The sequence below is a fragment of the Paenibacillus sp. FSL R7-0179 genome (assembly GCF_038002265.1).
Taxonomy (GTDB): Bacteria; Bacillota; Bacilli; order Paenibacillales; family Paenibacillaceae; genus Paenibacillus_AQ.
The window spans coordinates 3,156,861-3,177,292 of the sequence record NZ_JBBOCC010000002.1; the positions used below are offsets into that span (position 1 = coordinate 3,156,861).

At 53.1% G+C, this 20,432-nt stretch carries 20 protein-coding genes; 3 read left to right on the forward strand and 17 right to left on the reverse strand.

All coding sequences use genetic code 11. The features are described 5' to 3' along the window. Window positions 1–7 precede the first annotated feature (7 nt). The 4 genes from lpdA to pdhA form a co-directional block, all read right to left on the reverse strand. Complete coding sequence (gene lpdA / locus MKX63_RS30020) at window positions 8–1,420, reverse strand: dihydrolipoyl dehydrogenase (RefSeq protein ID WP_341022350.1); 1,413 nt, start codon at window positions 1,418–1,420, stop codon at window positions 8–10. 3 nt (window positions 1,421–1,423) lie between these two features. After that, complete coding sequence (locus tag MKX63_RS30025; RefSeq protein ID WP_341022351.1) at window positions 1,424–3,079, reverse strand: 2-oxo acid dehydrogenase subunit E2; 1,656 nt, start codon at window positions 3,077–3,079, stop codon at window positions 1,424–1,426. A 110-nt stretch (window positions 3,080–3,189) separates the two neighbouring features. Beyond that, on the reverse strand, window positions 3,190–4,167 hold the full coding sequence (locus tag MKX63_RS30030; RefSeq protein ID WP_341022352.1) for an alpha-ketoacid dehydrogenase subunit beta: 978 nt from the start codon (window positions 4,165–4,167) through the stop codon (window positions 3,190–3,192). A 15-nt stretch (window positions 4,168–4,182) separates the two neighbouring features. Then, window positions 4,183–5,250, reverse strand: a complete 1,068-nt coding sequence (pdhA, locus tag MKX63_RS30035; protein ID WP_340753349.1) for a pyruvate dehydrogenase (acetyl-transferring) E1 component subunit alpha — start codon at window positions 5,248–5,250, stop codon at window positions 4,183–4,185. A 265-nt stretch (window positions 5,251–5,515) separates the two neighbouring features. Between pdhA and MKX63_RS30040 the strand changes: the two genes are divergently transcribed. Beyond that, window positions 5,516–6,247, forward strand: coding sequence for an alpha/beta hydrolase (locus MKX63_RS30040; RefSeq protein ID WP_341022354.1), 732 nt, complete (start codon window positions 5,516–5,518; stop codon window positions 6,245–6,247). 176 nt (window positions 6,248–6,423) lie between these two features. Here the strand turns inward: MKX63_RS30040 and MKX63_RS30045 are convergent, their stop codons facing one another. After that, on the reverse strand, window positions 6,424–6,888 hold the full coding sequence (locus MKX63_RS30045) for a low molecular weight protein-tyrosine-phosphatase (protein ID WP_341023357.1): 465 nt from the start codon (window positions 6,886–6,888) through the stop codon (window positions 6,424–6,426). 166 nt (window positions 6,889–7,054) lie between these two features. On the opposite strand from MKX63_RS30045, the gene MKX63_RS30050 reads away from it, so the two are divergent. Next, entirely contained in the window at window positions 7,055–7,696 is a 642-nt protein-coding gene (locus MKX63_RS30050) for a thiamine diphosphokinase (RefSeq protein WP_341022356.1), read from the forward strand. A 280-nt stretch (window positions 7,697–7,976) separates the two neighbouring features. Continuing rightward, window positions 7,977–8,516: a C40 family peptidase gene (locus tag MKX63_RS30055; protein WP_341022357.1), complete on the forward strand. Its 540-nt coding sequence runs from the start codon at window positions 7,977–7,979 to the stop codon at window positions 8,514–8,516. A gap of 75 nt (window positions 8,517–8,591) precedes the next feature. Here the strand turns inward: MKX63_RS30055 and MKX63_RS30060 are convergent, their stop codons facing one another. The 12 genes from MKX63_RS30060 to rnz form a co-directional block, all read right to left on the reverse strand. Continuing rightward, the gene (locus tag MKX63_RS30060; protein ID WP_341022358.1) at window positions 8,592–9,353 is read right to left on the reverse strand and encodes a winged helix-turn-helix transcriptional regulator; all 762 of its coding nucleotides are present in this window, start codon (window positions 9,351–9,353) and stop codon (window positions 8,592–8,594) included. Between the two features lie 133 nt (window positions 9,354–9,486). Then, window positions 9,487–9,792, reverse strand: coding sequence for a Dabb family protein (locus tag MKX63_RS30065; RefSeq protein ID WP_341022360.1), 306 nt, complete (start codon window positions 9,790–9,792; stop codon window positions 9,487–9,489). A gap of 14 nt (window positions 9,793–9,806) precedes the next feature. Continuing rightward, window positions 9,807–10,874: a ThiF family adenylyltransferase gene (locus tag MKX63_RS30070; RefSeq protein ID WP_341022361.1), complete on the reverse strand. Its 1,068-nt coding sequence runs from the start codon at window positions 10,872–10,874 to the stop codon at window positions 9,807–9,809. Window positions 10,875–10,955: 81 nt separating this feature from the next. Beyond that, entirely contained in the window at window positions 10,956–12,512 is a 1,557-nt protein-coding gene (abc-f, locus tag MKX63_RS30075; protein WP_341022362.1) for a ribosomal protection-like ABC-F family protein, read from the reverse strand. 143 nt (window positions 12,513–12,655) lie between these two features. Beyond that, window positions 12,656–14,179 carry a serine/threonine protein kinase gene (locus tag MKX63_RS30080; protein ID WP_341022364.1) on the reverse strand — a complete coding sequence of 508 codons (1,524 nt, stop codon included), beginning with the start codon at window positions 14,177–14,179 and terminating at the stop codon, window positions 12,656–12,658. A gap of 127 nt (window positions 14,180–14,306) precedes the next feature. After that, window positions 14,307–15,374, reverse strand: a complete 1,068-nt coding sequence (locus MKX63_RS30085; protein WP_341022365.1) for an SAM-dependent methyltransferase — start codon at window positions 15,372–15,374, stop codon at window positions 14,307–14,309. After that, window positions 15,371–16,153: an ABC transporter ATP-binding protein gene (locus MKX63_RS30090; RefSeq protein ID WP_341022367.1), complete on the reverse strand. Its 783-nt coding sequence runs from the start codon at window positions 16,151–16,153 to the stop codon at window positions 15,371–15,373. Before MKX63_RS30090 ends, MKX63_RS30085 begins: the two co-directional genes overlap by 4 nt. After that, entirely contained in the window at window positions 16,153–16,476 is a 324-nt protein-coding gene (locus tag MKX63_RS30095) for a thioredoxin family protein (protein WP_341022369.1), read from the reverse strand. Before MKX63_RS30095 ends, MKX63_RS30090 begins: the two co-directional genes overlap by 1 nt. Further along, window positions 16,473–17,330, reverse strand: a complete 858-nt coding sequence (locus MKX63_RS30100; RefSeq protein WP_341022371.1) for a deoxyribonuclease IV — start codon at window positions 17,328–17,330, stop codon at window positions 16,473–16,475. The genes MKX63_RS30095 and MKX63_RS30100 overlap by 4 nt, the downstream gene beginning before the upstream one ends. Then, window positions 17,320–18,135 (reverse strand): Fpg/Nei family DNA glycosylase, encoded by an 816-nt coding sequence (locus tag MKX63_RS30105; protein WP_341022372.1) that lies wholly within the window; start codon window positions 18,133–18,135, stop codon window positions 17,320–17,322. Before MKX63_RS30105 ends, MKX63_RS30100 begins: the two co-directional genes overlap by 11 nt. A gap of 45 nt (window positions 18,136–18,180) precedes the next feature. Continuing rightward, entirely contained in the window at window positions 18,181–18,969 is a 789-nt protein-coding gene (locus MKX63_RS30110) for a TIGR01457 family HAD-type hydrolase (protein ID WP_341022374.1), read from the reverse strand. A 293-nt stretch (window positions 18,970–19,262) separates the two neighbouring features. Then, window positions 19,263–20,213, reverse strand: coding sequence for a ribonuclease Z (gene rnz, locus MKX63_RS30115; protein ID WP_341022376.1), 951 nt, complete (start codon window positions 20,211–20,213; stop codon window positions 19,263–19,265). Window positions 20,214–20,432 lie beyond the last annotated feature (219 nt).

Below are 20,432 nucleotides of genomic sequence, written 5' to 3' on the forward strand. Positions count from 1 at the left end.
GCGGTTATTATTTCATTACGTGGATCGGGTGGCCTTCTACCAGCTCAGCCGCTTCCATGACGATCTCGCCAAGGGTTGGATGCGCATGGATGGTCAGTGCGATATCTTCAAGCGTTGCGCCCATTTCGATCGCCAGACCCAGCTCAGCGATCAGGTTGGAAGCCTCGATACCGACGATTTGCGCGCCAAGCACCTGATTGTTGTCGCTCTTCGCTACAATCTTGATGAAGCCTTCAGGAGCATTCAGGGACACGGCACGGCCGTTGCCTGCGAACGGGAACTTGCCGGCTTTCACCGCATAGCCCTTATCCTTCGCTTCCTTCTCGGTCAGACCTACGCTGGAGCATTCTGGATCTGTGAATACAACAGCCGGCATTACCTTGTAATCTACCACCGATTTGTGTCCGGCAATGGCTTCCGCAGCGATCTTACCTTCGTAAGAAGCTTTGTGTGCCAGGGCAAGACCCGGAACGATATCGCCGATTGCGAAAATGTTAGGGATGTTAGTCCGTCCCTGATGGTCCACCTTCACCAGACCGCGGTCATCCAGCTCAACGCCGATCAGATCCAGACCCAGCTCTCCGTCAGTATTCGGACGGCGTCCTACTGTTACCAGCAGGTATTCAGCAGTAACTTCTTTGGACTCTCCGCCAACGGAGTATTTCACAGTAACTTCCTTGTCGTTCTGAACCGCAGATTCTGCTTTGGCGTTAGTTACAATTTCAATGCCAGTCTTAGCCATATTCTTAGCAACCAGACGGGTCATGTCTTTGTCAAAGCCAGGCAGAACGGTATCCAGACCTTCAATGATGGTCACCTTGGTGCCGAATTTGGAGTACATCTGACCCAGTTCCGCACCAATGTAGCCGCCGCCGATAACGATCATGCTCTTAGGGATTTCAGGCAGATCCAGCGCTTCCGTGGAGGACAGGATGCGTCCGCCGAACGGGAATGGCTTCAGTTCAATCGGACGGGAGCCCGTTGCAATAATGCAGTTATTGAACTTATAGCGCGGGGATTCATGATCATTGAACAAACGGGCTTCGTTTGTGCTGATGAACATAGCTTCTCCGCTGAATACTTCGATCTTGTTACCCTTCATCAGGCTGGTAACGCCGGAAGTCATTTTCTTGACTACGCCGTTCTTGAAGGCCTGAGTCTTGGACCAGTCTACCTTCACGTTCTCGGCAGTAACACCGAATACATCACCGTGCTGGGCAGCCTCGAATTGATGAGCAGCTGAGATCAGGGCCTTGGAAGGAATACAGCCGCGGTTCAAGCACACGCCGCCGAGTTCCGATTTATCTACAATGATGACCTTTTGGCCGAGCTGGGCGGCACGAATTGCCGCCACATACCCGCCGGGACCTGCACCAATTACCAATGTGTCGATTTCGATTGAAGCGTCTCCGACTACCATTAATTACACCTCCATAACTAACATATCAGGATTTGCAAGCAGGGTCTTAATGTAATTCATGAAATTCTGTGCTGTTGCGCCGTCAATAATCCGGTGGTCAAAGCTCAGGGACAGAGCCATTACAGGTGCGGCAACGATTTCGCCGTTCTTCACAACAGGCTTCTCAGTGATACGTCCGGTTCCGAGAATAGCAACTTCAGGGAAGTTGATAATCGGAGTGAAGAACATACCGCCGGCAGAGCCGATGTTACTGATCGAGATCGTACTGCCCTTCATTTCATTCGGAGCCAGCTTGCCGTCGCGTCCGCGTACTGCCAGATCTGTAATCGCGCTTGCGATCATCCAGATGCTCTTGCGGTCAGCGTCCTTGATGACAGGAACGATCAGACCGTTGTCTGTATCCGTAGCAATACCGATGTTGTAGTACTTCTTGTAGACAATTTCGTTAGAAGCTTCGTCAATCATTGCGTTAAGCGCAGGGAACTGACGGGAAGCGGCTACGAGTGCCTTTACGATGAACGGAAGATAAGTAACCTTCACGCCCTTCTTCTCGGCTACCGGCTTCATACGGGCACGGAAGGCTACAAGCTCAGTAACATCCACTTCGTCCATGATGGTAACATGCGGTGCAGTGTAAGCCGATTTAACCATAGCATTGGCAATCGCTTTGCGGATACCCTTGAACGGTACGCGTTCTTCTTCCAGACTTGTATTGCCGGAAGCTGCTGCCGGTGCTGCTTCTTTGGCTTTGGCTTGAGGTGCTGCTGCCGCCGCTGGTGCAGAAGCTGCCGGAGCCGCTGCCGCAGGAGCTGTAGAGCCGCCTTTCAGGAAGGCCTCTACATCTTCAAGTGTGATCTTGCCGTTCTTGCCGGAGCCGTTCACCTTGGAGATATCCACGCTATTGTCACGGGCATACTTGCGCACGCTCGGTGTTGCCAGCACTTCACGGTCAGGGGCTGGAGCTGCCGCCGCTGCCGGAGCTGTACCTTGGGAAGGAGCCGCTGCCTGGGCACCGGATGCTTCAGCATGGCCGCCCTCATCATGAGGAACATCACCTTCTGCAGCAATGATAGCCACAACTTCACCTACACGGCAGATCTGGCCGTCTTTGGTGAACACTTCGACTACAGTACCATTGACTGGAGAAGGAACTTCCACCACTGCTTTATCATTCTGAACTTCCATAATGATATCGTCGTCGGTGATTTTGTCTCCAACCTTGATGTGCATCTTGATGATTTCCCCTTCATGCAGGCCTTCGCCCAGTTCAGGGAACTTGTATTCAAAGTTCGTTGCTCCGCCAGTAGCCGGGCTGCTGGTTGCCGGAGAAGAAGTAGTATCCGCTCCGCCCTTGGCTGCATCAGCTTCCTGGGAAGCATGCTCTGCCGGATGGCCGCCCTCTTGTTCAGGGATGTCGCCTTCGGCATCAATAATGGCTACAACTTCGCCTACACGGCATACTTGGCCGTCCTTGGTGAAGACTTCCAGCACTGTGCCATTGACCGGACAAGGCACCTCTACTACCGCCTTGTCATTCTGAACTTCCATTACGATATCGTCATCGGTTACTTTGTCGCCGGCTTTGATATGCATTTTGATAATTTCGCCTTCATGCAGACCTTCGCCCAGCTCAGGGAACCGGTACTCAAATTTTGCCACCTTGATAACCTCCTATAATGTTATGTTGAGTTAATTCAACAGCTCTGTTTAGCAAAAGACAGAAACGGCTGCCGCCCTTAAATACAAGGACGGCAAGGTCGTTACTTATCCTAGAATTCCATAACTTTCTTAACTGCCGCAATAACACGTGCAGGGGTAGGAATCCAGGTATCTTCGATTTGAGCGAACGGGAAAATCGTATCAGGACCTGCTACACGAAGCACAGGGGCTTCTAAGTGCAGCAGAGCTTTTTCGTTAATCTGGGCAATAACCTCAGCGGCTACGCCGGAGCTCTTCTGAGCTTCTTGTACAACAATCGCACGGTTGGTCTTCTTGATGGAAGCCACAATAGTGTCGATATCAATCGGGCTAACGGTACGAAGGTCGATAATTTCGACTTTGATGCCTTCTTTTTCGAGCTGGTCAGCTGCCTTGGTCGCTGTATGTACCATTAGACCGTAGGTAATGATAGATACATCCGAACCCTCGCGAACTACATTCGCTTTGCCGAGTTCAACGGTATATTCACCTTCAGGCACCTCTGCACGGAAAGCATGGTACAGGTTCAAGTGCTCCATGAAGAATACAGGGTCATTGTCGCGGATCGAAGCGATCAGCAGTCCCTTCGCATCGTATGGGTTAGAAGGAATAACTACCTTGATCCCAGGACTCTGGGCAATCAAGCCTTCCAGAGAATCGGTATGCAGCTCAGCTGCCTTAACGCCGCCGCCGAACGGAGTGCGGAACACTACAGGAGCATTGTATTTGCCCCCGGAACGCCAGCGCAGGCGCGCTGCCTGAATAACGATCTGATCAAGAGCTTCAAAGATGAAGCCTACGAACTGGATCTCAGCGATCGGGCGGAAGCCCTGTACGCCGAGACCGAAAGCCAAACCGCCGATAGCAGACTCTGCCAGCGGTGTATCGAAGATGCGATCCTCGCCAAATTCCTTCTGCAGCCCTTCTGTTACACGGAACACGCCGCCTACATTACCAACGTCTTCTCCGAAGATAAGGACATTGGGGTCACGAGTCAGTTCAACGCGCATTGCGTCACGAATTGCTTCTTTCATATTCATCTGTGCCATTGCGTGATATCCCCCTTATTCAAAATCGGCTTTTTGTTCTTCAAGATGTTTCGGAGTTACCTCGAACATGCTGTCGATCAAGCCGGGAATGGTCATTTTTTCGGTCTGTTCTGCTTTCTTAATCTGCTCGTTCACAGTTGCTTTCGCTTCTTCTCTTACGCGCAGAGTGTCCTCTTCAGTCCAGAGGCCCTTCTTCTCCAGGTACTTGGCAAGACGGGCAATCGGATCTTTCTCATTCCATTGTCCTTCTTCTTCCTTTGTACGGTACTTACTGGCATCATCGGACAGGGAATGCGGACGGAAACGATAGGTTACCGCTTCGATCAGTGTGGCGCCTTCGCCTTTGCGGGCGCGTTCAGCAGCCTGCTGTACAGCAGAGATTACTGCAAATACGTCCATGCCGTCGATCTTGATTCCGGGAATCCCTGCGGCAACCGCCTTGTGGGCGATGGATTTCGCTGCTGTCTGCTTCGAGAACGGAGTGGTGATGGCATAGCCGTTGTTCTGAACGAAGAAGATCACTGGCAGCTTATATACTCCTGCATAGTTAAGGCCTTCATAGAAGTCGCCTTCTGACGAACCTCCGTCACCTGTGTATGTGATTGCAACGTTCTGCTGTTTCTTCAATTTGAAGCCCATTGCAATACCGGTAGCATGAAGGATCTGTGCTCCGATAATGATCTGCGGCATCAGTACATTCACGCCATCAGGAATCTGTCCGCCATGCTGATGTCCGCGGGAATACAGGAACGCCTGATATAATGGAAGGCCATGCCATACGAGCTGTGGAATATCGCGGTAGCCCGGGCAGACGAAGTCTTCCTTCTGCAAAGCATACTCGCTGCCGATCATTGTAGCTTCCTGTCCGGATACCGGCGCATAGAAGCCGAGACGGCCTTGGCGGCCCAGGTTAACAGCACGGTCATCCCAGGTACGGGTAAATACCATACGGTACATAATTTCTTTCAATTGATCATCGGTAAGGTCAGGCATCATTTCCTTATTGATAATTTCTCCATCCGGGGAAAGAACCGTAAGGGCTTCAACGTCCTCTGTATACACTTCATAAGGAACTCTAGTCATTATCTTCACCTCAATAAAAAAATTTGAATATCAGTGGTCTCTGTTATAGAATTATTATACACCTGTTGTATCTGTTTCGTCAAAGAAATACGCATAAAATTTATGTTTCCATAAATTTTGTATGTATAACAGGCGTTTAAATATCCTATAACAGATTTAAGGATATTTCTCAAGTAAATGATATATCCCACATTTGCCGCTTGGCTAATTTTAACGTAACACTAAGTCTTAAGCAAAATTCGACATGAAAGGTGACGATTTGACAATGAGCGAACCTGTTTTTCTGAAACGTACAATTGTAAAACAAACACTGTGGAGCGAACACCTGCAGGAAGAGCGCAAGCTGCGTATCTATCTTCCCCCAGGATATAATGAAGTACTCAGCTATCCCGTCATCTACTGTCAGGACGGTGAAGAATTCTTCAACTTCGGCCGGATTGCCACCTTAGCCGGGCAACTGATTCTGGAGCAGGATGTGGAACCCTTCATTATAGTGGGCGTCGAAGTGAACGTGGCCGTCCGCACCGCTGAATACGCTCCGTTCGGCAGCCGCTTCAAGCAGTACCTCGCATGCTTCGCCGAAGAGATTATTCCCTACATTGAACATAATTATCCTGTCCGTCGTACACCCGGGGAACGGATCGTAGCCGGTGATTCTCTGGGCGGCAGTGTCTCCCTCCACCTCGCACTGGCGTATCCGGGATTATTCAGCCGAGTGCTTAGCCTCTCCGGCGCTTATTATCCCGAGACCCGCGAGCTGCTCTCACAAGAGGAGGATCTCTCCTGGCTTCAGATCAATATGGTTGTAGGGCTTCAAGAGCGGGACTACAAGACCGATACCGGCGTCTATGATTTCGTAGAGATGAACCGTGAGACCAAGGCCATGCTTGAAGCCAAAGGAGCCACGGTATCCTACCGCGAGAAGGACGGCCAGCATCTTTGGGGTTTTTGGCAAAAAGAGCTCCCGGAATCATTACTCTATTTCTTCCGCTCCTGAAACAGCAAATAGAACCATAAAAGTGAACATCTTACGAACTTATGTATCCCGGCACGATTGACTACGCTTTCATGATCAGGCGGCTGTCCGGTGCCGTTCCTTAACAACTAAGGACGGTACCGTTTCAGCGAGAAATAGAAGGATAATTTATAGCATAAACATAAAATTCTTATATTTTAAAGCTTCTCCCCAATAATCCGTTCCAGCAGCACATCACAACCGGCGTTGATTAAGTCATAGACCTGCTCGAAATTGCCTGTAAAATATGGGTCAGGCACCTCACGCAGCTCCTCATCCGGCAGCAGATCCATGAAGAACAACAGCTTGGACTGCTCACCGCCGGGAATTTTGCGAACATTCTCCCCATTGGACTTGTCCATGCAGATAATATATTCGAATCTCCCGAAATCCTCACTGGCAACCCGTCTTGCTCTCATATTCTCATAGCTGATGCCATGCAGATCAAGGATACGCCTTGTCCCTTCATGCGGCGCTTTCCCGATATGCCAGTCTCCCGTTCCTGCAGAATCCACTGTGATCTGATCCGCAAGCTGACGCTGTTCAATCTTACTGCGCAGCACAGCCTCCGCCATCGGCGAACGGCAAATATTCCCCAGACATACAAACAACACGTTAACGATCCCTCTCACCTCCTGCGCACATGCATAACTTATCATCCTCTATGGATGGGTGCGGCCAGCCGCACTAACCCTATTTTAGCGTCAGTGCGGCAATTGTACAACTTTTGAAACTGCTATATACTGTTCAGGATGATGAACTTAATTCAACTACAAGGAGGGGGAGCTATTGCCATCCGGGCGTATTGTTATTGTTGCAGGCGGTAAACTGACAGCGGAATGCCTGCGCTTATTAGATGAAGAGGATTATATTATCGGCGCTGACCGGGGAGCGCTGTTCCTGATTGACCATGGCTTCACCCCCCAGCTTGCCGTCGGTGATTTCGACTCTGTCTCTCCTGAGGCACTGGAGCGGATTCAGGCGGGAAGCAGGGAGACAATAAGCTGTGATCCGGTCAACAAAGACCTTACCGACAGTGAAATGGCCCTGGATCTCGCCCTGAACCTCCAGCCGCAGTCTATTCTGATGATCGGGGTAACGGGAACACGCATAGACCATACGCTGGCCAGTATTCAGATGATGACAAGAGCGCTGCAGCGTCAGGTAGCCTGCTCCATTATGGATGCGAACAACTACATTACGCTGACCGGCTCTCAGGCGGTTGTAGAGGAACGGGGATACACCTATGTCTCCTTGCTGCCTCTGACTCCCGAGGTAACAGGCATCACCCTTCAGGGCTTCCAATATCCTCTGGAGAACGCCACCCTCAAGCTTGGCCAATCCCTGGCCGTGAGCAATGTGCTGCAGGAGCACAAGGGAACCGTTCATATCGAGAGCGGACTGCTGCTGATTATTCAGAGCAAGGACTGAATACATAGATCTTTGGAGACATCGCTGTAACCTTTGGTTCAAAATCAAAAAGCCGGGAATCCCCTTGCATATCAAGGATTTCTCGGCTTTTTTTGCTTAAAATCTCGTTTAAATATTAATATTTTGTAACTTTTAATGCGATTTTAATATAACGCTTACATTGTATATACCGCCTGCATTTAGCCCATCTCTTCCATAATTTAGGACTGTCATAACCTGCTATACTACGAATCAGAGAACGAAACTGCTAGAATAGATTACAACTTTGGAGGTATACAACATGAATAAGCAAAAATGGTTCAAGCAAGCAATGACAATCGGTCTGTGCACAACAATCGGGTTCAGCGCCTTACTCGCAACCGGAGCAGGAACAGCCCCTGCCGCCGCATCAGCTGTATCTGCCGATTCTGTAAGTGCCGATTCCGTATCCGCATCTTCCACCGGCTCCAAAGTGGTCAGCTTCGGCAAAAAGTATCTGGGTACGCGTTACCAGTTCGGTGCCTCTACTTCAACTACACGTTATTTTGACTGTTCCTCCTTTACTCAATACATTTTCAAAAAATATGGTGTAGATCTGCCCCGTACGTCCGTAGCCCAATCTAAAGTGGGTACATCGGTCAGCAAAGCCAATCTGCGTGTCGGCGATCTCGTGTTCTTCTCCAGCGGAAGCCGGGCCAACGGCAAGAACGTCACCCATGTGGCTGTATATGCCGGCAACGGCAAGATTCTTCACACTTACGGCTCACCCGGCGTGACCATTTCAGATCTGAATTCGGGGAACTGGAAAAAAACCTACCTGAAATCACGCCGCGTACTGTAACAGCGCGAAGCTTAAATGTAGCGTGTGCCAAAGAGTATAAATCCAAATAACCGGAGAGCTGCTTCGCAGCGGCCGTCAGCTTGTGGCCCCGCTCTCCGGTGTCCGCAGTACATATCCGGTTCCACGCACCGTATGAATCAGTTTATTCCGGCGGCCTTTATCCACCTTGAGCCGCAGATGCCGGATGTACACATCGACCACATTGGTGTCCGCATGAAAATGATACCCCCACACCTGCTGCAAGATCTCAGCCCGGGGACAGACTTCATTCAGATTCTCTGCCAGATAATACAGCAGATCGAATTCCTTGGGGGTCATCTTCAGCTCGGCTCCATCCCGGCTGACCTGCCGGCGTCCGGGATCAAGAATCAATCCGTCCACTTTAAGCAGCGTGGCCGCCTCTCTACGACGGCCCGTCAGCTTAAGTAAATTCAATAATCTGCGCTTGAACTCACCGGTATGTACAGGCTTCTCCATATATTCGTTGCCTCCGGCATCGAATACGGAGACAGCCGCTTCCCCTCTCTCTTCAGGTGTTCCTTCGGATAGGACCATTACCGGCAGAATCATCCCCTCCTTCCGCACCTCCAAGACCGCTTCCCAGCCCGCCCAGTCTCCGGGTTCATCCAGCTCCGCGAGCAGAAGCACAGGCTCACCGCCTGACAGCAATAAGCGAAGACTATCCAGGTCTTCGCTTATTGCTGCTGTCATCCCAAGGCTCCGGATGGCCTCCTCAAGCCCGGTATGGCCGGCAGCCTTCTCCTCTTTGTCTGCATCTTCTGCTTCATGGCTGTCCCGGTGCGGACCGGGTATGTACCATGCGATCTTTTCATTCACCGGGATCTTCCCCCTCCACCAGTCTTGCACCGGCTGTGCCGCCGCAGATGATGCTTAGAATTCCCGCAAAACAAAGAGACCATTCGGAGGAATGGTCTCTTGTCGGTACTAATCTTGTGAAACATGTAATTTCTTATAATTGTACGAAATCGATCTCCTGGAACGCAGCCACCTGGGTGTCCCAGCGCTCTGCGACAAAAGCCTGATGCGCCGGATGATGATTATAGGCATCATAGGCCGCCTGATCGGCGAACTCCATCGAGAAGGCGTACTGGTGCTCACATTTGGCACTGACCTGACGCAGCACCTCGAAATTCCTGACCACCGGAATCGCGCTAAGAATCTCAGCTCCATCCCGCAAGAAAGCTGTAGTCTCCTCTGAATCGGGGGCGGATTTCAGTGTAAATACCGCCATGTGACGGATGGCTCCCTTGTTCATTGTGATCTCCTCCATTATCCGAAATACCGGTGATAATAGCTGCGGGCGGCAGCGATATCACTGGTTCCATGTATTAAGGCTCTCCCGTCTGCGAACACAACCATCCGGTACGGCTCCTCTGTAAAAGAAACCAGATACGGGTTGCTCTCCACCTTGCCGCTATTCAGTCTGGACAAGCGGGCAGCCGTCTCCTCCAGATCCAGACTTCTGCGGTGTGCCGGACGGATCTGCACTGTATCTCTGCCGCACAGCACATCGCTGCGCTCTGTGCCCGAGGCAGACAGATACGGATAGCTCCGTGATTCACCGCATGAGGGACAGTCAGACTTCTTCGCCGTCCGGACTCCAATCTCCTGCTGCTCATTACGCCAGATATCGAAGGTCAGCAGCTTGCCGCGCAGCTTATCCTTGAATCCGCCAAGCAGCTTCAGTGCTTCAGCAGTTCCATTCGTAGTAACCATCTGCACCGCTTGCGGAAGAATGCCTGCTGTGTCGCAGGTATCCCCGCCGAGCGGGATTGTGCCCAGCAGACAATTCAGACAAGGGGTTTCACCCGGCAGAATCGTATACGTAATCCCGTAGCTTCCGACACAGGCCCCGTAGATCCAGGGAATGCCGTGCTTTTGGGCCAGATCGTTGATGATCAGCCGGGTATCGAAGTTATCGGTCCCGTCCATAATCAGATCCACGCCGGGAAGCAGGCTCTCCAGCTCCTCAGCACGCACATCAAGCACGTGGGCCTCGATCACAATCTCCGAATTGACCGCCAGCAGCCGGGTACGCGCTGCTGCAGCCTTGGGCGTCCGCACACGCGCATCTTCTTCCGAATACAACTGCTGGCGTTGCAGATTGCTCCATTCCACATAATCGCGGTCAACGAGAATAAGACGTCCTACCCCGCAGCGAGCCAAGGTCTCGGCGATCCCTGTCCCCAGCGCCCCCATGCCAACGACCAGCACACAGGAACGCGCCAGTCCCTGCTGTCCTGCTGCGCCGAACGGCGCGAAGCGGACCTGTCTTGAATATCTGCCATCCCTGCCGGCTGCTGAAGCCGGAACCGGCGTGTTTTGATCAGGACCCATCTCTGAACAGCCCCCTATGTATGTAGGTTTTTAGTAAAAACCGGGAAAAGCGCGAACCTCCACTTTTCCCGGACTCCATTGCTATACGGTCTGTGCGGACCACTGCTCCACATTCCAGACCTTCGTTACCCAATCCTCGTAAAATTCCGGTTCATGGGATACCAGCAGAATTGTACCCTTGTATTCCATAAGCGCCCGCTTAAGCTCAGCCTTGGCCACAATATCAAGGTGATTCGTAGGCTCATCGAACAGAATCCAGTTGCTCTCACGCATCATCAGCTTGCACAGGCGTACCTTCGCCTGCTCGCCGCCGCTCAGCATGTTCATCGGACGGGTGATATGCTCGTTTTTGAGACCGCAGCGGGCCAGATGTCCACGCACCTCATTCTGGGTCAGACCGGAGAATTCATTCCACACGTCTTCAATAGGTGTGATATTCTCTGCCTTCAGCTCCTGCTGGAAATAGGCTGAACTCAGGTAATCTCCCAGGTAGGTTTTTCCGCTGTAGGTAGGAATCACGCCTAAAATCGTTTTGAGCAGCGTCGATTTACCGACCCCGTTGTAGCCGACAATCGCAATCTTCTCTCCGCGTTCAATCATCATATTCAGCTTGCTTGGCAGCAGCGGACGGTCATACCCGATCTCGAAATCAACGCCCTCGAACACCGTCTTTCCGCTGGCCCGGCTCTCCTTGAACTGGAACACAGGTTTCATCGCTTCTTCCGGCTTGTCAATCCGCTCCATCCGTCCCAGCTGCTTCTCGCGGCTCTTGGCCCGTCCTGAGGTGGAGGCACGCGCTTTATTGCGCTGGATGAAATCCTCCTGCTTTTTGATGTAATCCTGCTGCTTCTCGTACGCATCAATATGCTGGGCCTTGTTCATCCCCGCCATCTCCAGGAACTTCTCGTAATTGGCCGAATAGCGGGTCAGCTTCGAGAACTCCAGATGATAGATTACATTGACCACCTTATTCATGAATTCCGTGTCATGGGAGATCAGCATGAACGCATACGGATATTGCTTCAGATAGTTCGTCAGCCAGTCAATATGCTCCACATCGAGATAGTTGGTAGGCTCATCGAGCAGCAGTACATTCGGTTTCTCCAGCAGCAGCTTCGCCAGCAGAACCTTGGTCCGCTGTCCCCCGCTCAGGGAAGTGACATCCCGGTCCAGACCGATTGCGGTCAGGCCCAGTCCGTTCGCCATCTCTTCAACCTTCACATCAATGAGGTAAAAGTCGCCGATATCAAGCTGCTCCTGAATGTCGCCCATCTGCTCAAGCAGCAGGTCCAGCTCCTCGGGAGCCGCCTCACCCATTCGATCGGTAATCGCCATCATCTCATGCTCCAGCTCCAGCAGCGGCAGGAAGGCATCCTTAAGCACATCACGCACGGTTTTACCGGCAGTAAGCAGCGTATGCTGATCCAGATATCCGTAACGGACCCGCGGCGTCCACTCCACCTTGCCGTTGTCCTTCAATAATTTGCCGGTTAAAATATTCATCAGCGTCGATTTACCCACGCCGTTCGCACCCACGATCCCCACGTGCTCTCCATCCAGCAGACGGAAGGACACATCCTTGAACAACACCCGGTCCCCGAAATTATGGGAAACGTCTTCCACACTAAGTAAACTCATAAATTCTCTGCAAGCTCCATTCTATATTGTAAATACCACGAGGTTCAATAATTATAGATATCACTCCATTCTAGCACACCTGCACCTTCACTGAAATAGAAACAAAGCCCGATTTCTGAAAACCGTCAAAAAACTCTGAGCGTTCATCTATTTTTCTGAAACAACCTCCTATTCTTTGCAGGAAAACGGGCACCCTTTAGCGGTCCAAGCAGCCCCCTAACGGCCTGAACCAGCCTCCCTTTACTCTGAAAAGGGTCCTGTTGAAGCGGCAGACTGCATACACTCGCAGGTTCAAGCAGGGAAGCCAGCAGCTCCACAGTATGCTCCCCGGCCAGCGGCAGACCAATCCGCCATTCCGGCCGGGGACTCAGACCTCTGCGGCGCAGCCAGTGAAGGATATCCTCCAGCCGCCAATCCGCACCGGAGGCAATCAATAACGGGATGCTGCTGCGGGTAAACACCTCCAGTGCTCCCTCACCGCCGCCGGTTCCAAGATCCAGGACAATATAAGCATAGGCCCGATCCGTCACCTGCGGAAGTCCCTCCAAAAGGGGAAGCTTCCAGTAGTCCACCCCCATCCAGGTGAACGGCTGCTCCTGAGTCCGCTGAACACCGCTTATTTCAGGGCTCCCCGCCATTTCCTTCATACGGTTAAATACTTGAGAACCGGGATTACAATCCACCCAGGCCGTCCGTCCTGCGGGTGACAGGCAGCGGCTGACAGCAAGCGAGGTATGTGTGGTCCCAATCCCGGGTGACACCCCTAATATGGCCACCATCACAGCAGATAGATGCAACGATTGCTTGGCATCCGCAGTCTTGCGTATATTCGTCCACTCATGTCCAGCTTGCCCCACGCCGCCAATATCCAGCTGCCGGAGGGCTGCCCTTACCTCCTCAGCACTGCCATACCGTTCCTCCGGGTGATGCCGCAGCAGACGTCTGATGACCGGAATCATCCGGCCCGGGAGACGCCCCTGCAGCTTCCGCTCCATCCCTGGCTGCCAGGCGCTGAATTCACCGCCGGAGGCCATATACAGCAGCAGCGCGCCAAGCCCGTACAAGTCCGACACCGGGCTGCTTTGCCCGCCGCCATATTGCTCCGGGGCTGCGAAGCCGGCTGTCCCCAGCTTCTCGGTGTCCTCACCGGAGCCGCTTCTCAGCCTGCGTGCAATCCCGAAGTCAATGACCTTCAGCTCATGCTCCCCAGTCAGCATGATATTCGAAGGCTTGAGATCCCGGTAGATAATTGGCGGCTCATGGCTGTGCAAATAATGCAGCACCTCCAGCAGCTGCTCCGCATAGCTTAGGATTCGCTTCCCCGTCATTGCAGCAGGCTGCTCTGCCATATACTGATGCAGGGTGATACCCGCAATATAATCCATCACCAAGTAGGTGTAGCCGTCAGCGTCCGGCGGGAAGAAGTCCGCAATCAGCGGCAGAAGCGGATGACGAAGCGAGATTAACAGCTCTGCTTCTGCCTGAATCGCGCCTGCACCATAACTCCCCTCCCGGATGACACTCTCTTTAATGGCCCGCAGCATACCCGGCAGACGTATATCCTCCGCCAGATATACCCGGCTCATTCCGCCTGTTCCGATCAGCCCTTTTACATAATAGCGCCCTCCCAGCATCTGTCCGGGACTTAGCTTTCCTGTGTATTCCATATCTTTCCCGCCTGTTCTTATAGATTGATGTATAACGCAAAAAAAGCACCCACTGTCTTGCACCAAACCGGCATGAAGCCGGAGGTGCAGACTGCGGGATGCTTTCCCTTAAATCCTGCAATATGAATTAATACTTAATCATATAAAGTGTAATCTCATCCCGGTTGTGGAACAGCTGCTTCGCGCGCTGGACCTGCATCCGCTGGCCTTCAAACATGGTGATGATCTCCTTGATCACCGCCATTGGCTTCTTGTGCATCAGCTTCACCGTAACAATTGCGCTGCCGCCCGGTGTCAGGCTGTGCAGCAGCTCTGTGACCAGCTTCGCCATCAGCTTGGGGCTCCAGCTCATATCGCAGACCAGCAGATCAAATTCATTCTCACGGAATTTGACCTCACCGGCATTTTTGCGCAGAATCTTCAATCCCGGATGCTTGCGTAAGGATTCGTGCATAAGTGCAGGATCAACAGCGGTAACCTTGAGGCCGCGCTCCAGCAGGAACGAGGTCCAGCCGCCGGGAGAAGCGCCGATATCGACCGCATTCTTGAAGCTGTGGAACGGAATGGCGAATTCCTTCTCCGCCTCCATCAGCTTGAATTTGGCCCGCGAGATCTGTCCGTCCTCCTTGCGGAAGCGGATCATGCCGCCATTCCAGCTGGACAGGTTCTCCTCCGGCCGGGATACCCCGGCGTACAGCGCATCACCGTCCGCATAGACGGAGATCACCCAGGCGGGCTCCTGCACCGTGAACTCGGCACCCAGGCTGTCAAGCCTGGCTTGCAGCCACTCGCGCAGCTCGCCCGGACTCTGCTCCCAGAAGGAGGACGGGCCTTTACGGACATGCAGCGACACCTTCTCGCCTTCCAGCTCCGCATGCCGGCTTAAATATACCGCCAGCCGTTCCAGAGCCGGCAGATCGCCGGTATCCTGGAAATCAACAGGCTGGATGTGACGCAGGAAGATCGGCAGATTCTGTGCCAGCCGCTGCGTTACCTCCTCCGGCTCCGCCTCAAGCGACGCCAGGAAGATTTCTCCCGGCAGCAGCAGGGTGCTTTTCACCGCTCCGAACAGGCGTCTAAGCTCCTCCTGCGCATAGGGGGCGAAGCCATGGTTGGCCGTGCAGATATATCTTGAGAGGATCTTATCCTGTGTAGCAGTATCCTGCTCCGGTGTAACTTCTGTGAAATCGTTCAAATCGCTTTGCCTCCAGAACTTATTTTAATCCAAGGACGGCCATTGTCCCAGTCAACCGTCACCGGAAGATCGTAGGCAGCCATCAGCATCTCCTGCGTCAGCACCTCTTCCTTGGGACCAGCACCTGCCAGCTTCCCGTCACGGATCAGCGCCACGTGAGTGAAGAGCGGAACAATCTCCTCCACATGATGGGTGACATACACCACTCCAACATTATGCTGCCGCAGCTTGTCGATCTCGGCGAGCATTTTCTCCCGTTCATATAGATCTAGACCGGCGCAAGGCTCGTCCATAATCAGCAGCTTAGGCTCTGCAATCAGGCAGCGGGCCAGCATAGCCTTCTTGCGCTCCCCCTGCGATAACAAGCCGAAGGGATGAAAGGCAAGTTCGCCGAGATTCATCTCCTCCAGCAGCTTAAGCGACCGGTCCTTCACACTTTGCGGAATCTCCTCATAGAAGCGTAAAAACGCATAAGCGCCCGTAGCGACAACCTCCCAGACAGGGTCGGTAAGCGAGAGCTTTTCCATCAGGGACGGGCCGATATAGCCGATTCTCTTACGTACCTCTCGCAGATCACACTGACCGTACTTGTACCCCAGCACTTCAACAGAACCCTTACTGGGGAACAGGTAGCCGGTCATCATTTCCAGCAGGGTGGTTTTGCCGGAGCCGTTACGTCCGAGAATGACCCAGTTCTCCCCCTGCTTCATGGTAAGCGATACGTCATCAAGAATCAGGCTCTCCTCCCTGCGCAGGGACAGATGTTGTAATGATATCATTATAATGTCACTCTCCTTATGTATGCCAGCACCCGTTCAACCGAGTGTATAGAGTAGATGATGTCCGGTTCAGCGCTGCGGCCAGCAGATACGGCCAGCAGAGCGGGCACACTTGAGATTTGATAGGTGTTAACCAGCTCAGGGAGCCTATTCACATTCCCCTCCGCAATCAAAAGGCCAGGCGGAAGCAGATGCTCCGCCACCTCAATCATCCGCCGGGCTGCCTTACAGGTTCCGCATAGCGGGGTATGCAGAAACAGAATAAGCGGCTCACCCTTCGTGGCCAGCAGCTCCAGCAGCTCCGGCTGATTCATTTCCTTCATTCTTCATCATCCCCCGCCTCAAACCAGGTCCTTACAGCAGCAATTTCCGCTCGGTGCGTGCCATCGGGCCCCTTTTCTGTTTCCATAACGATCACTTTATCAGCCAGGGCCTCCGTCTTCAAAAGCCTGCTAAGCGCCGCTCCCCCGATATATCCGCTGCCGATTCCGGCATGTCTGTCCCGCCGGGAGCCGTAGGGGAACCGGGAGTCATTCAAATGCACCGCCGTCAGATTCGCCCAGTACCCCAGCCGCTCACCGCGTACGATAAGCTCCTCCGTCTGCTCCGGATTCCAGATCCCCGCAGCGAAAGCGTGGCAGGTATCGAAGCAGAAGCCGATCTTCTCCGGGTAGCGGCACAACTCACGAACCTTGACCAGCTCTTCAGGAGCCATGCCCTGATGACCATGATTCCCTGCCATATTCTCAAGCAGCAGCTTGGTATGTCCCGTCCAGTCTGCCAGCACTTCGTTCATACATTGTATTATATTGTGATAACCCTGCAGTGGCTCCATCCCGGCAAAGTGTCCGAAATGCACTACAATGCCCGCCGATCCGCACGCCTCAGCAATCTCCAGATCGTTGCGCAGGGAGGCAATCATCACCTCTCTGTCGCCCGGGCCGGCAGCCAGATTCGTCGGATACGGGGTATGGGCAATGGAAGCCATTCCCTGCTCCCGGCAGTATGCAGCGCAGCTGCTTGCATCACGGTAATCTACCGGCTTCAGCTTCAGACTGCGCGGGTTCTTCGGAAAATACTGAAAACATGTAGCACCGCTCTCCCTGGCGGACCGGGCAGCCTGCCCATACCCGCCGCGTATGCTGACATGCGCCCCTATGAAAGGGCTATGCGTCATGCTGACAGTCCGGGCAATAGAATACCTTGCGTCCCGACAGCTCTGTCTTCACTATGGTTCCCCCGCCGCGCAGACAAGGCTCGCCTTCACGGTCATACACTTTACAAGCATCATTATAAGAACCGGTTACGGTGTCGCCGGTCATGAACGGCATTTCCATATACCCGCCGATTTCAGTGGCTTCGGTTAATACCTTACGCACACTGTCGTACAGCCGGGTCACCGCTTCCGGTGACAGATTCTGAACCAGCGTAGACGGAAGCAGACGGGCTTCATAAGCAATCTCGTCGGCATAGCAGTTGCCGATTCCAGCCATAACATGCTGGTTAACGAGCAGACTCTTCAGCGCTCCGCGCCGTCCCTTGAGCAGTCCGGCGAAGCGTTCGGCCGTCATCCGGCGGTCCAGCAGCTCGGGTCCAAGCTTCCCCATTGCCGCTTCGCCTTCCTTGACAGACAGCAGATGGAGATATCCCAGCCGCAGCCCCATGAAGTAGAGGATATGCTCACCGAACGCCAGCTCAACCTGTGTAGTACGGTCAGGACGTTCTTCCTCTGTACCATAGAACAGTAGTCCGCCCAGCATCAGATGCAGCAGTAGTCTGCGGCCGTCATGCAGGTGGAAAAGGATATGCTTGGCACGGCGTTCCACGAATACAATTCGGGCACCTACCAGCCCCTTCACGAATTCTTCAGTCTCCATATTGATGGTCTTGGCTCTATTTACGGTTACCCCTGTAATGGGTACGTTGATTAGATGTTGGCTAAGCAGCTTTCGGTAGTTCTCCATTTCCGGCAATTCCGGCATATTGTCATCTTCCCTTCTTGGATGGTCAAAAGGTCACCTTTGTCATTATACACCGAGCAGTACCATAAGTTCAGCTAAATCAGCACAAATTTCATCAGGCTTGACTCCGGTCAGCTGCTGATAATGCTCCAGATTATCCCGGGTGGTAAGTCCCGTAAGCACCAGCACAGTCCGGCAGCCCGCATTAGCCCCCGCCAAAATATCCGTTCTCATGTTGTCGCCTACCATCACCGCATCCTCCGGCTTGATGCCGAGCAGAGATGTCGCATATGTTACCAGGTGCGTTTCGGGCTTGCCGATGACCACCGGCGCTACCCCGCTGGCCGCTTCAATAGCTGCACCTATCGTACCTGCACCAGGCATCACTCCATCATCGGAGGGAAGCATCAGGTCGGGGTTGGTCAGGACGAATCTGGCCCCTTCCCGGATCCAGCGCGAAGCCCGGGTCAGTGCTTCATATGTAAAAGAACGGTCGATTCCCTGCACGACAACCTGCGGATGCTCGGTGACCAGAGTAAGCCCTGCCTCCGTGCAGGCTTCCACCAGCCCCTCTTCTCCAAGTATCGCCACGGATGCTCCAGGAGATTCTCCGGCAATATAACGGGCCGCAGCCAGGGATGAAGTGCAGACCTCCTCAGGTCTTGCTTCAATACCCATTCCGCGCAAATGTGCAGCTACACTGGCTGGTGTTCTTGATGAATTGTTCGTCACATACAGGAACGGAATCTCCGCTGCACGAAGCGCAGCGATCAGCCCCTGGGCCCCGGGAATCATTCTTCCGCCATGATACAGGGTGCCGTCCAGATCAATTAACAAGCCTCCGATATTGTTCATAACTCCTCCTGTCGACTTGAACTAAATAGTTCATCTTATTTATCATTAATCCTATGAACTATATTTCAGAGCAGCGGCAGCTTCTCATGGAAGCGCGCTGCGAAGGGATTTATTACCCGCCTGCCTGCGATTTTTAACCGCTTTATTTCGGCATTTTCTCTACTGCTTCGTACGCTTAATCCTCAGCTTTTACTTTAAATTTAACATTCTTCGTCGAACGCTAGCGAACGCCTGCAGCCCCCCGCTATTTTTGGCACAGGCCTGTCATTTCCTGCGCTTTCCCGGAAAATAATTCAGTCCCCAGCGTCATTTCCCGGGGTTCTCCGGTAGACCGGAAAGGTGCAGAATTCCTCTGCAAGCAGTGTATTCGGGAAGATCTCCTGCGCTTCCTTCAGCAGCGGAGCGAGCTCCTCCTGTGAAGTATACCGCGAGCTGAAGTGGGTCAGCAGCAGCTTAGCCCCGCCTGCCTTCCGCGCCAGCTCCGCAGCTTGCCGTGCTGTGCTGTGATGATATTGATAAGCCATATCCGCCAGTTCATGGGCAAATGTGGCCTCATGAATAATCAAATCGGCATCCTGTGCCAGCGGCAGTGAACCCGCACAAGGCCGGGTATCTCCCAGAATAACTACGATACGTCCGCGCTTAGGCGCATGAATCACCTCAGCCGCCCGGATCAGCACACCTTCATCGGTAGTGATATCCTCGCCTTTTTTTAACCGGCCATACAGCGGTCCCGGCTTCAGTCCATAGCTCTTCAGCAGCTCCGTATTCAGGTTACCCGGGCTGTCCTTCTCCGTAACCCGGTAGCCATAGCTGTCAATCCGGTGCTCCAGCAGCCCTGCTTCCACCTTAAAGGTCTCGTCCTCAAAAATCAGCCCGCCGCTGTGCTCCACAATCTCCAGCTTATATGGAATGCGGGACTGGCTGACGGACAGCGATATGTCCAGATAGGCCTTGAGCCCGGGAGGTCCGTACACCGTAAGCGGTGAAGTTCCGCCCTGGTAGCCCCTGCTGGAAATGAGTCCGGGCAGTCCAAACAGATGATCACCGTGCAGATGGGTGATAAACAGCTTCTCCAGCTTACCCAGCCGCAGCGGCGAGCGCAGAACCTGATGCTGCGTCCCTTCCCCGCAGTCGAACATCCAGAAGGTACGCCGTTCTTCAAGCAGCCGGAGTGCAACCGACGTCACATTGCGCTGCAGCGTCGGCACCCCGGCATTCGTTCCGAGAAAATAGATTTCCATTATGCCCCTCCTCTCTCTCCCTGATGTCTTTAATATTTTTTGTGATCTTGACCATTCTTATGACAAGAATTCTACTCTGTTTTGGCTGCAAAAGCATCTTTTCAAGCGGAAACGGCTTTGCCGTATAGCGTGAACATATACATTCTTATATTTGCAGCAAAAAACCTCCCGGTAACGGGAGGTTCCGAAAAGTCGGGGCAAGGCCCCTTCCGGCCGGTT

Excerpts from the sequence above, each read along its gene's own strand:
- rnz (WP_341022376.1), bottom strand. The coding sequence starts at position 20,213 with ATGGAAATCTATTTTCTCGGAACGAATGCCGGGGTGCCGACGCTGCAG.
- MKX63_RS30100 (WP_341022371.1), bottom strand. The coding sequence starts at position 17,330 with ATGACGCATAGCCCTTTCATAGGGGCGCATGTCAGCATACGCGGCGGG.
- MKX63_RS30030 (WP_341022352.1), bottom strand. The coding sequence starts at position 4,167 with ATGGCACAGATGAATATGAAAGAAGCAATTCGTGACGCAATGCGCGTT.
- MKX63_RS30065 (WP_341022360.1), bottom strand. The coding sequence starts at position 9,792 with ATGAACAAGGGAGCCATCCGTCACATGGCGGTATTTACACTGAAATCC.
- MKX63_RS30070 (WP_341022361.1), bottom strand. The coding sequence starts at position 10,874 with ATGGGTCCTGATCAAAACACGCCGGTTCCGGCTTCAGCAGCCGGCAGG.
- MKX63_RS30080 (WP_341022364.1), bottom strand. The coding sequence starts at position 14,179 with ATGGAATACACAGGAAAGCTAAGTCCCGGACAGATGCTGGGAGGGCGC.
- MKX63_RS30055 (WP_341022357.1), top strand. The coding sequence starts at position 7,977 with ATGAATAAGCAAAAATGGTTCAAGCAAGCAATGACAATCGGTCTGTGC.
- MKX63_RS30040 (WP_341022354.1), top strand. The coding sequence starts at position 5,516 with ATGAGCGAACCTGTTTTTCTGAAACGTACAATTGTAAAACAAACACTG.
- abc-f (WP_341022362.1), bottom strand. The coding sequence starts at position 12,512 with ATGAGTTTACTTAGTGTGGAAGACGTTTCCCATAATTTCGGGGACCGG.
- MKX63_RS30090 (WP_341022367.1), bottom strand. The coding sequence starts at position 16,153 with ATGATATCATTACAACATCTGTCCCTGCGCAGGGAGGAGAGCCTGATT.
- lpdA (WP_341022350.1), bottom strand. The coding sequence starts at position 1,420 with ATGGTAGTCGGAGACGCTTCAATCGAAATCGACACATTGGTAATTGGT.
- pdhA (WP_340753349.1), bottom strand. The coding sequence starts at position 5,250 with ATGACTAGAGTTCCTTATGAAGTGTATACAGAGGACGTTGAAGCCCTT.
- MKX63_RS30105 (WP_341022372.1), bottom strand. The coding sequence starts at position 18,135 with ATGCCGGAATTGCCGGAAATGGAGAACTACCGAAAGCTGCTTAGCCAA.
- MKX63_RS30095 (WP_341022369.1), bottom strand. The coding sequence starts at position 16,476 with ATGAAGGAAATGAATCAGCCGGAGCTGCTGGAGCTGCTGGCCACGAAG.
- MKX63_RS30110 (WP_341022374.1), bottom strand. The coding sequence starts at position 18,969 with ATGAACAATATCGGAGGCTTGTTAATTGATCTGGACGGCACCCTGTAT.